The sequence below is a fragment of the Paenibacillus auburnensis genome (assembly GCF_927798115.1).
In the GTDB taxonomy this organism is placed as follows: Bacteria; Bacillota; Bacilli; order Paenibacillales; family Paenibacillaceae; genus Paenibacillus_AQ; species Paenibacillus_AQ auburnensis.
Genome location: NZ_CAKMMG010000001.1, coordinates 102,045 through 116,105, shown reverse-complemented (window position 1 = coordinate 116,105; position 14,061 = coordinate 102,045). Strand labels below are relative to the sequence as shown.

Genomic DNA, 14,061 nt, shown 5'->3' with positions numbered 1-14,061 from the left:
CACCATAAAGCCCCTTTGCAGCCAGGATATCCTGTACGCAAAGGGGCTTTAGGCAGATTTCCGTATGCCTTAAGAGCCGGTAAGTGAAATAATCTTCTTTTCCAGCTCCTCGGCTGTCAAAGCACCAAGTACAACCTCTGCAATCACACCATTTTTGTCAATCAGCACATTGGTTGGAAACACCTGGCCCTGATATTTGTCAAATACTTTACCTTTACTATCAAACATCACCGGAAAAGCCAGCATATACTTCCTGATGAACCGTTCCGCGTTCGGCTTATAATCCTGGCTCGTTACGTTGATTCCGTAAATATCCAGAACATCCTTATATTTAAGCGCCATTTTATTCAGTTCAGGTGCCTCCAGCTGGCAGGGTTCGCACCACGAAGCCCAGAAGTTCACAATAAGCGCCTTCTGTCTGGGCCCGCCCACTTTATACACCTTCCCGGTGCTGTCCTCCAGAGAGAACGCTGGGGCTGCCAGACCCGCACCTGCACCGCTTGCGGACGCAGACGCCTGCTGCTCAATGACAGGAACCGTCTCCGGCTCTGTCTTAAAGCGGTGCTCTATCGCAAGCACAGCCAGAAATACAATCAGGGCCACAACCGTTAGATTACGTTTATTAACAGCTCTCATCAGTATGTCTGTCCTTTACAAATGGGATGGGTTGCTCCTATTGTACCCTCAATGCAGGCAGTTTCAAACCATCTGTAAAATAAAAAAGAGGATCCCGTCAAAGACGGAATCCTATGAAGAGAGAGGGGTAAATACTTGACAGCATACCAGGGAACAACCCCGCCGATAAGGCTGGATTCCTCCGTTCAGCTCATGCTGGGGAAGCACTTGCTGACCTGCTTTCCGCATGAAGCATGCGGATTACTGCTGGGCACTGCCGCAGCGGGGGGCATGCTCATCAGCAACTATGTGCCGATGAGCAACGTAGCGCCTGACCCGCTGCATGCATTTGTTCCCGACCCGCGGGAATGGGTCAAAGGGCTCTACAGCGAACCGGCTCCCATTGGCCTGTTCCATTCCCATCCAAGCTCACCGCCCTGGCCATCTGCTGCCGACGTGCAGGGTCTATCTTCCTTGGGGCCGCAATTCAAAGTTTATCTGATCGGCTCCCCCGGCAAAGATAACCCTGAGCTTCCGGTACTAAATGGTTTCATTATTGACCGGCAACGTGGAACTGACGGCAGCCTAAGCCAGCAATTATTGCATACCCAGCTCTATGCTCTGCTCAAGTAAGCATAAAGATCTCCCAGTGTTTCCACCTGGCGTTTCTGCGAAATTTCCCGGAGATAGGACACCCATAGTCGGGCAGTCATCTTAGCATCCTCCAGGGCGTTATGCCGCCCTTCGATGGGGATTTCATGTACCGCGAGCAGCTCATCCAAGGTATAATTGCTGCGGTGCGGCTCCAGCCAGCGGGCCAGCATCATCGTGTCCAGTACCCTGTGGGTAAGCTGTACCTTTGAAGTTTTCCACAATGCAGCGTTTAGAAAGGCTTTGTCATGCGCACTCCCATGGGCCACAAGCACACGCTGGCCTACAAACGACATGAAATTATGAAGGCCGTCGATCAATGAAGGCGCGGATGATGTCATCTCCTCGGAAATTCCCGTAAGTCTAGTAATATTGTCCGGTATCGACGTCTGGCAATTCACGAGTGTGTAAAAGCACTCATCTTCTTTGATTTCTTCACCGACCACCCGGATTGCTCCAAAGGACATAATTTCATCGCCATGCTGATGAGAGAACCCGGTAGTTTCCAGATCGAATATGACCGTCTCCAGTTCGGAAAGCGGGGTATGCAGTACTTCAGGTCGCCGCTTCTCGCGCATGAGTGATCGGATAAAGGCCATTTGCTGCGCGGTTTGCTGTGCCGATTCCCCGCCTCTCATCGATGCAATGGCGGAGGGCATTCCGCCTTGCCTCAGATTATTCCAGAATCCTCCGCCTTTATTTGGCTCCTTCATGACTGCCTCCTTTCCGCTGACCGGAGCTGACGCTGCAGAGCCCTGTGTAAGCGTCTGACCAGCAGCAGACTTTCACGCAGCTCAGACATGAGCTGCTTATTCTTCAAAGCATTGCCGGAAATATAGTCACTACTCGACAACATACCATCACGTTCAACGAAAGGTGTGTTCACCCGCATCCGCAACGCCGTCAAAAAAGCCCGCCGGATATTTTCAAGATGCTCGTATTTGTCCATTTCACTAAGCTTTTCAATTCTTTTAAGCGTAGAACTGTCCTCAATTCCATGCAATAGCGCTAAATGTCTAACAATATTGACAAGCGGGATATAGACACCATATTTAATATCAAATCCCCCGGCATTATCGCCGAATCGTTCTGTGAGAACCTGTCCAAGCAGGTTAAGCGTTGCTTTGTGACGTACGGTATTGCGCAGAACCGCAGTACTCAATTTCTCGTTGTCCACAAAGCCGGCATGAAAGGCTTCCCTCCATTCAGCCGACAGTTCAGCACTTCCCGCTACATGTCTCATATCAGAAGCGATAATAAGATACCTTATCGGTTCCCATTCCATCTGGCCCATCCAGCTCTGCAGCTGCATTTTCCATTCCGGAAGTGTCTTGCTCCATAACTGCTCAGAGCACATTACCTTTCCTTCACATTTTTCAAAGCCCACTTCTTCAAGCACATCGGACAACATCCCGCCAAAAGTGGTGAAATAACGATTCTTATCGTCATCCGGTTCTCCTTCTACAATCAGGCCGTTATCCTGGTCGCTCCAGAGCGTAGCTTCCTGTCTGCCAGCGCTGCCAAATACAATAAAGGAATAGGCGCAGGGAGGCAGGCCGTAGCCCGCCTCCTTCATCTGCGCCTCACAAATGTTTACCGCCGTCTTAGCAATCAGATCGTGCATCGCGTTGACACGGTCCATCCATTCCTCAATTGGAATAATGTTCAACTGCTCCAGAAGTACTTGCTGGCAGGCCGTGCGCCTGCCCTTAAGTTCCTGCGGCGAACCGGCCGTTGCGATGGACAAGTATCGCTTATCTTCATTCCAGTCTGTCAATTCCATCGAAGCCAATCGGTCCGCCCCCCGTCAGTAATGTTATCAGTTATTTCCGGGTTTTGGATTCCGATTCTGCAATCAGTTTCATTTGCTCAGGATAACCGTAAGTACCATGCTCACTGATATCCAGACCCATCAATTCTTCCTCTTCTGTAACACGCAGGCCAATAGCCAGCTTGATTACATACAGAATGATGAAGGACATCACGGCCACGAATACGAAGGTGCCGGCTACACCAAGCGCCTGAACGCCGAGCTGGTGGAATCCGCCATCGTAGAACAGACCAGCTTTACCTACAAGTGCACCTTTTTCAATCAGATCCGGATCTGCGAAGAGACCCGTGGACAATGCGCCCCACATCCCGGCAATACCGTGTACAGAGAATGCATAAATTGGATCATCAAGACCAGCACGTTCCAGCCATTGCGAAGTCATGAATGTGAATGCTCCTGCAACCAGACCGATGATGATAGCTGCCCAAGGCTGTACATATGCGCAGGCACCTGTGATAGCAACAAGCGCTGCCAGTACGCCATTCAGCATAGCCGGAATGTCAGACTTACCAAAGTACAGCCAGGAAGCAATCAATGCAGCCAGACCCCCAGCAGCCGCGGCAATGTTAGTTGTCAGGGCTACGTGTCCGAAGAACCCGCCCATTGGAGACAAAGCACTACCTGGGTTGAAGCCGAACCAGCCGAACCAGAGGATGATTACACCGAGTACGGTGAACACTTGGTTGTGGCCTGGAATAATAACCGGTTTACCTTCTTTGTTGAACTTGCCTAGACGAGGTTTAAGCAAGATTGTAGCAACTACCGCTGCCGTTGCGCCTGTAAGATGGACTACTGTGGAACCTGCATAATCCTGCATGCTCAGTTCAGCCAACCAGCCGCCGCCCCATACCCAGTGAGCTACGACAGGATAGATGACTACAGAGAACAGAATACCGAAGATAATGTATACGCTCAGCTTAGCACGTTCAGCCATACCACCGGATACGATAGCCAGGGAAACTGCTGCAAAAGCCATTTGGAACAGGAATTTAACGTTAAGGGTGACATCGGAGAATCCTAGGGCATTATCGAAGGATGCAGCTTGTGGATCCCCAGCGTACCAGAAGCCTGTAGTTCCGAAGAAGCTGTTGCCGTTACCAAAGCCTAGACCGAACCCGAGTGCCCAGAAGCACAAACACGCAATAGCCAGTGTCAGTACCGTTTTACCGGCAACGTGACCTGCGTTCTTCATCCGGACCGAACCGGCTTCAAGCATTGCAAACCCAGCTTGCATAAAGAATACTAAGATAAATGCCAGAAACGTAAACGCCGTATCCAGACCGATCTGTAAATCCGGTGTTGCCGGTCCATCAGCAGCAAAGGCACTGACAGGGTAGATCATCAGCGTAACCATGGCCAGAAACATCATCAACATCTTTTTCTTCATCTTAACCCCACTCCCCAATGTTATATTTTCTAACAAAGCGTGAAACTCTTAATGTCATTATAATCAGAAGTCAGGTAAATTGACAAGACTATTTTTTTGATTGCATTTAATTTATTTAGAACGAAGATGAATTCTACACTTTTTGACCTTATTTATACATTATTACTGATGGGTAAAGGATTTTCGCCTAATCCACAGATTATTTCCCCTGCAAACGGATACAGTCACTTCATCTTCTTTAATGTATTTTTATTAGCTCTTGGGCTTAAACATGCTCCTCTATGTTAAATAATCTACTCCTTTCTTTCTAATAAAGTGAAAAACAAATGCGAATTAACAACAGCTACCATTTTTTATAATGACAAGTCCGCCAAAAAATGATTGCCATCTATAAATATCACATCAAATGTTAGATTAATCTCAAGCGCGCCCTATAGCCCCCTTTTTCCCTAAACCTCGCACGGGGGTTCATCGGCATCCTGAAAGAAATGGTATCGCCATGCTATTTGCAGAATCTATGCAGCCCGCCTTGCATATACATAAAGTAAGTATGACGTTTGACTGTACGGTTCGTCATTTGGTATCATTTGATATAGAAGCATTTAGTTAAAAAACTGCTGTCATTCGAGCTGAATGAATTCGCAAGGAAGGTGAAATAGCATGGGGATATGATCCTGTACCGGATTGGAGAACTTGCCAAGGCTGCCAATATTAGTGAACGAACCATCGATTACTATACAAAACTGGGGCTAATCGCTCCGGAATCAAGAAGCATGAAGAATTACAGGCTGTACAGCCATGAAACTTTAATTGCCTTGGAACGTATTAATCAACTTAAGCAAGAGAAATATACATTGGAAGAAATTAAATCCATGATGAGCAAATGGAATTCAGCTACTCCTGAAACTGATGTTTCGGACAAACTTGTCCTGCTGGAGCTTCAGATGCAGCGTTTGGAACGTGAAGTGAAAGCACTGGAACCGATGATCAGCGGTTTAAAGCCAGTTCAAGCTAAACGAGCACTTGCCGCTCTGATTCCGCAAGGTGTTGCCTGCATGGAAGCGATCCGGCTTCTGCTGACACAGGGGCCGCCAATGTAATTCAACTCACTTACATTACTTGGAGGAATGAAAGATGGCTTTAATGTATCTATTAGTAATTATTGCATTTCTATTTTCGTTGTGGGCCCAGTTCCGGGTAAAGGGCAATTTTAATAAATGGGCTAAAGTGGCCAACATGAACGGCTTAACCGGATACGAAGCAGCACGGCGCATGCTCGATGCCAACGGTCTGCATGACGTTCCCATCGAACCGGTCCGAGGAACATTGTCCGACCATTATGATCCGATCCACCGGGTTGTCCGGCTGTCCGAGCCAGTCTATTACGAGAGCTCTATCGCCGCCGTCTCCGTGGCCTGCCACGAGATCGGTCATGCCATCCAGCATAAAGAACGTTATCCGATGCTGGCACTTCGCCACCGGATGTTCCCGGTCGTTAATTTTGCTTCCGGCGTAGCTCCCTTCATGCTGCTGGCAGGTTTTCTGTTTAGCTCCATGAATCTGGTCGGTCTGGGGATTATCTTCTTCTCCGCCGCTGTAGCATTCCAGCTGGTAACACTTCCGGTAGAATTTAACGCCAGCAGCCGCGCCCGCCAGGTCATGGTCGAACAAGGCTTCATCCGTAACGAAGAAGAACGCGGTGTGGCTAAGGTGCTGAATGCAGCCGCCTTGACTTATGTCGCTGCTGCTTTGGTATCGTTGCTTGAACTTCTGCGCTTGATCATGATGTTCCTTGGCAACCGCAACTAAGCTTAATTCCAGCTTTCGCGCATCACTGAACAAGCAATACCCCGGAAGGCTACGAGCCTACCGGGGTATTGTTGTTTTTGTCTTTGAAATAAGTGAGCAGGAACGTAAGGAAGGATCTGGCCACCAGCGGCAGCTTCCCTTCACTGCGGTGAATGATACCCACGGTGCGGGTTATAGTCGGCTCCACCACCCTAACCTGGGCTGGCTGCATCGGGTTCGTCTGATACAGTGCCGTTTCCGGAAGCAGGCTTACCCCCATCCCCGCAGCCACCAACCCGCGGATCGTGTCCGTCTCTCCGCCCTCAAAGGCAATCTGCGGTTTAAACCCTGCCTGAACACAGGCCTGCCATACGATTGGCCTTAAGGAATACCCTTGGCTAAACAATACGAATTTATCATCACGCAGCTGTTCCAGACGGATTACCGCTTCTCCAGCAAGCGGATGATGCTGCGGCAGAATCGCGAACAGTTCCTCAGTCATCACGATATCTCCGGCGACATGACCATCATTTTCCGGAAAAGGGGAAATGAACGCCAGATCTACCTCGCCCGATATCACATCTTTGATCAAAGAAGAGTAAGTCCCTTGTTTGAAGCGGAACCTGACATTAGGATACAGGCGCCGGAATTCCGCTACAATAGTAGGAATCAGATGAGTGCCAAGGCTGTGCGGAAAGCCGATGCGGATTTCACCGAGCTCCGGGTCTAAAAATTCATGCACCTCAGCCACAGATCGCTCCAAATCCTTCAGCAGCGACTCTACCCGCTTACAAAAAAGCTGCCCAACGGGGGTAAGCTGCAGATTCCGGCCCTTTTGCATAAACAAGTCCACCCCAAGCTCCTGCTCCAGCTGATGAATCTGGCGGCTTACCGCTGATTGGGCTACATGCAGCTCTTCTGCCGCTCTGGTGACATGCTCTTTTTGGGCAACCTTCAAAAAATACTGCAGCTGTCTTAGCTCCACTTCCCCATCCTCTCCTATCTTCTGCGTCTTTTGAAAATACGGATAATCAAACCATACAGGAAAAATCCGGCCACCAAACCGCCCAAATGGGCTTTCCAGTTAATATTCGGCGTAACAAAAGACATAATAATCCCCACGACTAACAGCCCGTACAGCGTTTTACGCGAGCCTTCATCCATCATCCCTCGCTGAATCGCGGCAATATATAAAAACGCACCATAGATCGCATAAATCGCCCCCGAAGCCCCGACAGAAACTGTGGCCGTGTACGGTTCAGGCGTGCCGCCCAGAGCAACCGAAAGAATATTAGCCAAAAAACCGCCGATCACATAGAGGATTGTATACCGCCACCAGCCCAGCAGGCGCTCCAGCGGAGGTGCAAACACCAGCAGAGAGAAGCTGTTAAAGAACAAGTGGGCAAACCCGTTATGCAAAAAGGTCGCAGCAAAATATCGCCATAGCTCTTCCTTCTCCGGACCGTTGTCCACAACAGCTCCGAACTTCACAAGTGTATCGAGGTTGGTTGAACCGCCGTTCAGTGACACAATGATGAACATCAGCACATTCGCCAACAGCAGAATAACCGTTACTGGATAATACCGCAGATAGCTTTTCCAATTCTCATAACGTATAAATATCATCGCACCCATCCTTTATGTATGTTGTCCGTTGGACTTTAACCTTCTAAAAAGATTATAATTTATTCTGGCAGTAACAATCCAATAATGCAATTCAAGGAGGAAACAAGGACATGACGCAAGAAAGAACAGGCGTAGCCACATTTAAAGGCAACCCGATCACTCTCGTGGGCCCTAAACTTCAGGCCGGAGATGCCGCACCGGATTTCGTGGTAAGCAAGAACCTGCTGGAGGATAGCTCCCTCAGTGATTATGCCGGCAAAATTAAGCTGATCAGTGTTGTGCCTTCCCTGGATACAGGCGTATGTGATGCCCAGACCCGCCGTTTCAACAGCGAAGCCGCAGAGCTCGGTGACGATGTGGTCATCCTCACCATCAGCACGGACCTGCCATTCGCCCAAGCCCGCTGGTGCGGCGCTGCCGGCATTGACCGGGTTATCACCCTCTCGGATCACAAAGAAACGGCATTCGGACAAGCTTATGGCGTGCTGATCAAGGAATTCCGCCTGGATATGCGCTCTATCTTCGTCGTCGACAAAAACGACAAATTAGCTTACGTAGAGTATCTGAGTGAGATGGCCGAGCATCCTAATTATGAAGCTGCTATCGCTGCCGTGAAGGAATTACTGTAATCACCTCAGTGCTCATTTTGACACATACCATACGTTATCTATAAAAAAAGCGGCAGAAGGTCATCCTTCTCCCGCTTTTTGCTATAGGCAACCTTATTTAATATTGTTTTTTGTACAGTCTCAGCATTTGTCCGAAACCGCATACAATCTCTGAACAACGAAGACCGGTTGAGCTTATTCGGTCTTGTATTTGCCCAGCTTCTTATCAAGCGACTCGAAGAGACGCTGAATGACGCGGTAATTGGCACCCAGATCGCCAAGCGATCCTCTGGAGGCAGAGTACATATCTACACCACAGCGCACCGGCGAGGTGCTCAGGACGGATACGGTAATGTCCAGCGTACGGCCGAATGCCGTTCTTTTCTCCAGGGTAATCTCCCCTACAGATTGCACTTCATGAAGCACCTTGAAACCAGGAACCTTCTTCAGCGTTGACGATACTTCATCCCACGCCTTATCTCTAGAAAGATTGTAATAACGCGTCTTTAAGGCCGGGTCCTTTGCACGGTCGCTTGTTCCGTCATGACTGCGGAATAAACCGACCAAGGTTCTTTTGAGCGACAAAATTTTTCCCCCTCTTCAAATCCCAAGTTCATTATTATCAGTGTAACATTCTTATCCCAGGAACAAAAGAGCATAGCTCACTTTCCTGACCTTCTATGTAGTAAGAGCAGTATCACATACCCTCTCAAAGAAGCAAAAAACCACAAACAAAAAGGTACCCCGTCCCCGCGGATAAGCGGGATACAGGGCACCTTGTCAAAATCAGTAGAAAACCCGCTTATGCCGTCCGGCTACAGTGTCTTCTGAACCTGCTATAGCAGGTGGGTGACCGCAGAAGTCGTTTTTGAATTCCCCACGTCGTATAGACAGGGCTGTTCAGCCGCGCTTCGTAATAAGTCTCCCAAGACATTATCATTGGTTCAAAACAACGAGCAACCGTAACGAACATCGCAGGATTTATAACTATTATATTGCGTTTTGACGAAAAAGTAAACCTGTATGCGCTTTAATTAACACTGGAATAATATTCTCGTCTCTTTTGGCGAAGATTGTTTAGAACATGTTAAATCCGCTTAGGCTTATCCGTTTCGTTAACATCGTCCAAATCCTCATCGTCATCTTCATCATCGTCGTTCATGAGCCGTTCCGCTGCTTCTCTTTCCGCAGCCTCTTGAGCTTCCAGCTCCTCCTGCTTCTTCTTCTCCACCTGCAGCTGCAGTTTGTTATACGTGGCGTAGAAGTTGAAGAAGGCGAACATAGCGATTAAGGTAGGAATACATATTGCGTATAATACCGGGTACCGCAGACCTATATAAACAAGCACCGCTGCACCGATTAGCGTAGAGAATACTCGGATCGGCCGGGCGATCGTCAACAGTACAGAGTTAGTCACTACTTCTTTGAAGGTCATTTGATAATGAACTACGATGGAGAAGAAATTAAACATGGAGACGAACAAAATAATCATCAGCACCAGCATCAGGATCCCTACGATCTTGAAGTTGGCCATTTGTGTCATGTATACGGTCACATCGACGTACATCACAACAAACAGCACGGTATAGATGAGTCCCCCAAGCATGCTCTTGAAATAATTCTCTTTGTACCCCTGGAAAAAAGTGCGGAACGTGCTGACATCCGTATTCCCCATAACCCACTTGCGTACTACTGTGAACAGTGCTGCCGTAGCAGGAAACACAGTGAACGGAGCCAGAATCCCCAGCGTCCAGTTCAGTGTAATCTGTTCATTGGGTCCACCTGCACCCGAACCTAGCATAATCATTTTCATAACTGCCATAAACAGAAACGGAACAGAACACACCGCCCATAATATATTACTGAAAGCGATCCGTGAAATCCATTCCGTGATGCGGTATAAACCGCCCATAGCTCCCTTAAACTCCAATTCCCTTCCTCCTGTCTGTCTCGCGCATACTGCGTATCTTAACTATACCTTTTTGCCCGGAACTTTTCCAGCGCCCAATCCGAGGAATCTGGGTTAGAGTCTAAGCATCCCCTCCGATTCGTCCATATATTAGGATCGTAACCATAATTCCACCCCATTCTAAAGGAGGTTGACCTCATGTCTACACCTGCTGGCTACGGCCTCTGGACTTCTACTGGCACTATTCTCGTTTTGTTCATTCTGCTCGTAATCATCACCCGTACTTTTGTGGTCTAACAACCGGAGCTTCTAACACTTCTCTTCATATCCGCACAAAAAAGAAGACGAGAGCCGCTAATCGGTCTCTCGTCTTCTTCTGTATAACTTAAGCCTGCTGCTTAGATATCGTAATCTTCGCGTTTAGCCGGACGTGCACTTGTGGTACTTGGACGTGACTGCGGCTTGCGGTCTGCGCTGCGACCTGCATCATCACGGTTGCCCTTGTAGCCGCCGCTGCTGCTATTGCCGCCGTAGCCGCTGCTGTATCCACCGCGGGTGCTGCTGCCGGTGCTGCTGTCACGGTTACCTTTATAGCCGCCGCCATAACTGCTGCCGCCGTCACGGTTGCCGCGGTATCCGCCGCTGCTGCCAGTTCCGGAGCCGGTACGGTTACCGCCATAACCGCCGCTAGGCTTGCGTCCGCTGCGGATATCGTTCTTGCCGCCGCGGCGTTTAGCGCGGATCGGATCTTCAGGAGTCAATTCAACCTGTGCATCTTTACTGTCGCCGGTAAGCAGCTTCATTGCTGCAGATAGCAATTGCACAGAATCATATTGTTCCAAAAGCTGAATGGCGATGCCTTTGTATTCGTTCAGTTCTCCAGCTTCAACCATTGCCAGCAGGCGTTCTGCTGTAATGCGTTGTTTACCTTCAATGGCTTCAGCCATGGTAGGCAGCGGTTTACGGGTAATCCGGTGGCGTGTAACACGCTCAATCAGATGCAGGTGATCCATTTCGCGAGGTGTCACGAAGGACCATGCTGTACCTTCTTTACCCGCGCGGCCGGTACGGCCGATACGGTGTACATAGCTTTCCGGATCCTGCGGAAGGTCAAAGTTGATAACATGCGTTACGCCGGATACGTCGAGTCCGCGTGCCGCTACGTCAGTAGCTACCAGAACGTCGATGCTGCCATCGCGGAACTTGCGCATTACCGCATCACGCTGGTTCTGGGACAAGTCGCCATGCAATCCGTCAGCGGAGTAACCGCGCTTCTGCAAACCTTCAGCAAGTTCGTCAACCCGGCGCTTGGTGCGGCCGAAGACGATTGCCAGATCAGGGGATTCCATATCAATCAGACGGCTTAGTGCTTCAAATTTCTGGCGCTCAGGCACTTCAATGTAAGCCTGATCGATCAGCGGTGCACTGATCTGCTTAGGAATTACGGAAACATGCTGCGGGTTCTTCAGGAACTGCTGGGCAAGGCGTTGAATGTTGGGAGGCATTGTAGCTGAGAACAGCATGGTTTGACGTTCTTCCGGAACAAGCTTGAGGATGGATTGGATATCTTCCATGAAGCCCATATCCAGCATTTCATCAGCTTCATCCAGTACGATGGTCTGAACATCATCCAGACGAATGGTTTTACGGTTGATGTGGTCAAGCAAACGGCCTGGAGTACCAATAATAATTTGCGGTTTTTTCTTCAGTCCGCGGATTTGGCGGCCGATATCCTGTCCGCCGTAAATTGCCAGCGAACGAAGTCCTTTGAAGCGGGTCAGTTTGCCGATTTCTTCTGCAACCTGAATGGCCAGCTCACGGGTTGGCGTCATAATAAGCGCCAGGATCTTTTCATCTTCACGGGCGATTTTGGAAATAAGAGGAATACCGAAAGCAGCTGTTTTACCAGTACCCGTCTGGGCCTGACCGATCATGTCTGCTCCTGTCAGTGCGATGGGAATCGCCTGCTCCTGAATCGGTGTTGCTTCCTCAAATCCTAGCTCTGTGATTGCTTGTAGCACTTTTGGCTCCAAGCCGAATTCTGCGAATGTTTTCAAATTATTCATGCTCCTTCTATACAGTGGACATTCCACATGCTTGTCTGTATTCTTAAGTAGCGGTAAACACATTTATAGGCTGTCCAATCATGCCGTAATTTCTGCATGGTTTACGCGTATTGGGACGAAAAGATGTCCTAAGATCAGGTCTCTAAAGGCCTGAACAATTGTAGCTTCACATCCGAAGCAATGCAAAAATACCATTGTAACGTTCTACTCAAGAATATCCTATACATTATATCACAAACCCAATTAGGAATACCAGTGTATTCCTTTCTTTCATTACTTACATTAGAAGTCAGAGGTGAACATGCTTGTTAAGACTAAGACAAATCGGGAATTACCTTGCCGTCATCTTGGGTTCTGCGATGATTGCATGCGGCTTTAATCTGTTTTTGGTGCCCCACCGGCTGCTCAGCGGCGGGGTTTCCGGACTGGCTATGTTAGTGGGATATTTCACCCCGTTTAACATCAGTCTAATGTATCTGCTCTTCAATGTGCCGCTGCTCGTAGCCGGCTGGTTTCAGTTGGGGCGCAGATTCATTATCCTCAGCATCCTGTCCGTAGTTTCAACTACCTGGCTGATGGCGCTGATTCCTACAGTGACTGTAGCTTCGGATATGCTGCTGGCTTCCGTTTTCGGGGGAGTGCTTGTGGGCGTTGGTGCGGGTATCTCCTTCCGTATGGGCGGATCCTCCGGCGGATTTGATATCCTCGGTTCCATCATTACCCGTTATCGCGACTTTCCAATCGGGAGCGTACTGGTCGGCTTGAATGGTCTCGTCATTTTGGCCGCAGCTTATTTTGACAACAATTGGAACCTGGCGCTTGCTTCCATGGTTTCTATCTATGTCACCGGCAAAGTTGTAGACCTGATCCATATCAGCCATATAAAGGTCACTGTATATATTGTAACAACGCGGACCGACGAGCTGCTTCAGCAGCTTCTCCCGTTGCAGCGCGGCGTGACCAAGATCAAAACGGAAGGTGCTTATTCTCATGTTGAACGGGATATGCTAATGACAGTGACAACACGTTACGAACTCGCAGAGCTTAAACGAATCATTAAAACCAGCGATCCCCAGGCCTTCGTGAATATCGTGGAAACAGTAGGTGTCATGGGTTCATTCCGTAAAAGATCAAATTGAAAGAAATGCGCATACTTTAAAATTGTGATATATTAGACTCACGCAGGACCTAACAATTTCATGAAGATTGTGCTTTACCCCTCTTTTTTCCAGGCACTTCGCTTTACGGATGTACCCTGAATTTAATGTTCAGTACCATTCGAAAAAGGAAAGGGTGATTTTTGTGGAAATGGAAACGGTAAAACTGTCAGCAATCGTCATGAGGTGGTATCCCGACATGATGCCCTTTCTCAAGCAGAACGAACTGAATTCCGTAATCGTGCTGCGCGACGGTCTGAGTATTCTGGAACCGGCGGATGCCATGGATATCATCCATTACAGCATTTGCGAGCATCAGAATCCTGCGTATCTTCAATAGCAAAACCGCTTGATGGCAAGTCTTTATAGTTGCCGCTTTGAGTCCGGCCCCGTGCCGCTCTGAGCGGCATTTACTTTTTAATA

Annotated in this window: 16 protein-coding genes and 1 other RNA gene; 7 read left to right on the top strand and 10 right to left on the bottom strand. The window is 48.8% G+C overall.

Annotated elements, in window-relative coordinates; genetic code table 11:
- Positions 1-69: 69 nt before the first annotated feature.
- Complete coding sequence (locus L6H70_RS00480) at positions 70-636, bottom strand: TlpA family protein disulfide reductase (RefSeq protein WP_236328411.1); 567 nt, start codon at positions 634-636, stop codon at positions 70-72.
- 135 nt (positions 637-771) lie between these two features.
- Here L6H70_RS00480 and L6H70_RS00475 point away from each other — a divergent pair, with 135 nt between their 5' ends.
- Positions 772-1,248, top strand: a complete 477-nt coding sequence (locus L6H70_RS00475) for a Mov34/MPN/PAD-1 family protein (protein ID WP_236328410.1) — start codon at positions 772-774, stop codon at positions 1,246-1,248.
- On the opposite strand, the gene L6H70_RS00470 is transcribed toward L6H70_RS00475, so the two are convergent.
- The 3 genes from L6H70_RS00470 to L6H70_RS00460 are packed head-to-tail and all read right to left on the bottom strand — an operon-like array spanning position 1,230 to position 4,484.
- Entirely contained in the window at positions 1,230-1,979 is a 750-nt protein-coding gene (locus L6H70_RS00470) for an exonuclease domain-containing protein (RefSeq protein WP_206104271.1), read from the bottom strand. The two genes, L6H70_RS00475 and L6H70_RS00470, sit on opposite strands and share 19 nt — an antisense overlap.
- On the bottom strand, positions 1,976-3,049 hold the full coding sequence (locus L6H70_RS00465; protein ID WP_236333029.1) for a DUF294 nucleotidyltransferase-like domain-containing protein: 1,074 nt from the start codon (positions 3,047-3,049) through the stop codon (positions 1,976-1,978). Before L6H70_RS00465 ends, L6H70_RS00470 begins: the two co-directional genes overlap by 4 nt.
- Positions 3,050-3,089: 40 nt before the next feature.
- Positions 3,090-4,484 carry an ammonium transporter gene (locus L6H70_RS00460; protein ID WP_236328409.1) on the bottom strand — a complete coding sequence of 465 codons (1,395 nt, stop codon included), beginning with the start codon at positions 4,482-4,484 and terminating at the stop codon, positions 3,090-3,092.
- A 668-nt stretch (positions 4,485-5,152) separates the two neighbouring features.
- On the opposite strand from L6H70_RS00460, the gene L6H70_RS00455 reads away from it, so the two are divergent.
- Positions 5,153-5,584: a MerR family transcriptional regulator gene (locus tag L6H70_RS00455; protein WP_236328408.1), complete on the top strand. Its 432-nt coding sequence runs from the start codon at positions 5,153-5,155 to the stop codon at positions 5,582-5,584.
- A gap of 34 nt (positions 5,585-5,618) precedes the next feature.
- Positions 5,619-6,293 carry a zinc metallopeptidase gene (locus L6H70_RS00450; protein ID WP_236328407.1) on the top strand — a complete coding sequence of 225 codons (675 nt, stop codon included), beginning with the start codon at positions 5,619-5,621 and terminating at the stop codon, positions 6,291-6,293.
- Positions 6,294-6,342: 49 nt separating this feature from the next.
- On the opposite strand, the gene gltC is transcribed toward L6H70_RS00450, so the two are convergent.
- Both gltC and L6H70_RS00440 read right to left on the bottom strand, forming a co-directional pair.
- On the bottom strand, positions 6,343-7,257 hold the full coding sequence (gene gltC, locus L6H70_RS00445; RefSeq protein WP_236328406.1) for a glutamate biosynthesis transcriptional regulator GltC: 915 nt from the start codon (positions 7,255-7,257) through the stop codon (positions 6,343-6,345).
- 14 nt (positions 7,258-7,271) lie between these two features.
- Complete coding sequence (locus tag L6H70_RS00440) at positions 7,272-7,898, bottom strand: rhomboid family intramembrane serine protease (protein WP_236328405.1); 627 nt, start codon at positions 7,896-7,898, stop codon at positions 7,272-7,274.
- 110 nt (positions 7,899-8,008) lie between these two features.
- Here L6H70_RS00440 and tpx point away from each other — a divergent pair, with 110 nt between their 5' ends.
- Positions 8,009-8,527 carry a thiol peroxidase gene (gene tpx, locus L6H70_RS00435; protein ID WP_236328404.1) on the top strand — a complete coding sequence of 173 codons (519 nt, stop codon included), beginning with the start codon at positions 8,009-8,011 and terminating at the stop codon, positions 8,525-8,527.
- Between the two features lie 174 nt (positions 8,528-8,701).
- Here tpx and L6H70_RS00430 read toward each other — a convergent pair whose 3' ends face one another.
- From L6H70_RS00430 to L6H70_RS00420, 3 genes are all read right to left on the bottom strand, one after another.
- Entirely contained in the window at positions 8,702-9,091 is a 390-nt protein-coding gene (locus tag L6H70_RS00430; protein ID WP_236328403.1) for a DUF1499 domain-containing protein, read from the bottom strand.
- Between the two features lie 206 nt (positions 9,092-9,297).
- Positions 9,298-9,490: non-coding RNA, 6S RNA (ssrS, locus tag L6H70_RS00425), on the bottom strand.
- Between the two features lie 103 nt (positions 9,491-9,593).
- Positions 9,594-10,436 (bottom strand): YesL family protein, encoded by an 843-nt coding sequence (locus L6H70_RS00420; RefSeq protein ID WP_236328402.1) that lies wholly within the window; start codon positions 10,434-10,436, stop codon positions 9,594-9,596.
- Between the two features lie 177 nt (positions 10,437-10,613).
- Between L6H70_RS00420 and L6H70_RS00415 the strand changes: the two genes are divergently transcribed.
- Positions 10,614-10,712: a dihydroorotate dehydrogenase gene (locus L6H70_RS00415; protein ID WP_068727871.1), complete on the top strand. Its 99-nt coding sequence runs from the start codon at positions 10,614-10,616 to the stop codon at positions 10,710-10,712.
- Positions 10,713-10,813: 101 nt separating this feature from the next.
- Here L6H70_RS00415 and cshA read toward each other — a convergent pair whose 3' ends face one another.
- Positions 10,814-12,472 carry a degradosome RNA helicase CshA gene (gene cshA, locus L6H70_RS00410; RefSeq protein WP_236328401.1) on the bottom strand — a complete coding sequence of 553 codons (1,659 nt, stop codon included), beginning with the start codon at positions 12,470-12,472 and terminating at the stop codon, positions 10,814-10,816.
- 314 nt (positions 12,473-12,786) lie between these two features.
- Here cshA and L6H70_RS00405 point away from each other — a divergent pair, with 314 nt between their 5' ends.
- Complete coding sequence (locus L6H70_RS00405; RefSeq protein WP_279306714.1) at positions 12,787-13,620, top strand: YitT family protein; 834 nt, start codon at positions 12,787-12,789, stop codon at positions 13,618-13,620.
- A gap of 169 nt (positions 13,621-13,789) precedes the next feature.
- Positions 13,790-13,978: a hypothetical protein gene (locus L6H70_RS00400; RefSeq protein WP_187388763.1), complete on the top strand. Its 189-nt coding sequence runs from the start codon at positions 13,790-13,792 to the stop codon at positions 13,976-13,978.
- Positions 13,979-14,061: the final 83 nt, after the last annotated feature.

Excerpts from the sequence above, each read along its gene's own strand:
- L6H70_RS00465 (WP_236333029.1), bottom strand. The coding sequence starts at position 3,049 with ATGGAATTGACAGACTGGAATGAAGATAAGCGATACTTGTCCATCGCA.
- tpx (WP_236328404.1), top strand. The coding sequence starts at position 8,009 with ATGACGCAAGAAAGAACAGGCGTAGCCACATTTAAAGGCAACCCGATC.
- L6H70_RS00415 (WP_068727871.1), top strand. The coding sequence starts at position 10,614 with ATGTCTACACCTGCTGGCTACGGCCTCTGGACTTCTACTGGCACTATT.
- L6H70_RS00480 (WP_236328411.1), bottom strand. The coding sequence starts at position 636 with ATGAGAGCTGTTAATAAACGTAATCTAACGGTTGTGGCCCTGATTGTA.
- L6H70_RS00455 (WP_236328408.1), top strand. The coding sequence starts at position 5,153 with ATGATCCTGTACCGGATTGGAGAACTTGCCAAGGCTGCCAATATTAGT.
- L6H70_RS00450 (WP_236328407.1), top strand. The coding sequence starts at position 5,619 with ATGGCTTTAATGTATCTATTAGTAATTATTGCATTTCTATTTTCGTTG.
- L6H70_RS00460 (WP_236328409.1), bottom strand. The coding sequence starts at position 4,484 with ATGAAGAAAAAGATGTTGATGATGTTTCTGGCCATGGTTACGCTGATG.
- L6H70_RS00400 (WP_187388763.1), top strand. The coding sequence starts at position 13,790 with ATGGAAACGGTAAAACTGTCAGCAATCGTCATGAGGTGGTATCCCGAC.
- L6H70_RS00470 (WP_206104271.1), bottom strand. The coding sequence starts at position 1,979 with ATGAAGGAGCCAAATAAAGGCGGAGGATTCTGGAATAATCTGAGGCAA.
- L6H70_RS00440 (WP_236328405.1), bottom strand. The coding sequence starts at position 7,898 with ATGATATTTATACGTTATGAGAATTGGAAAAGCTATCTGCGGTATTAT.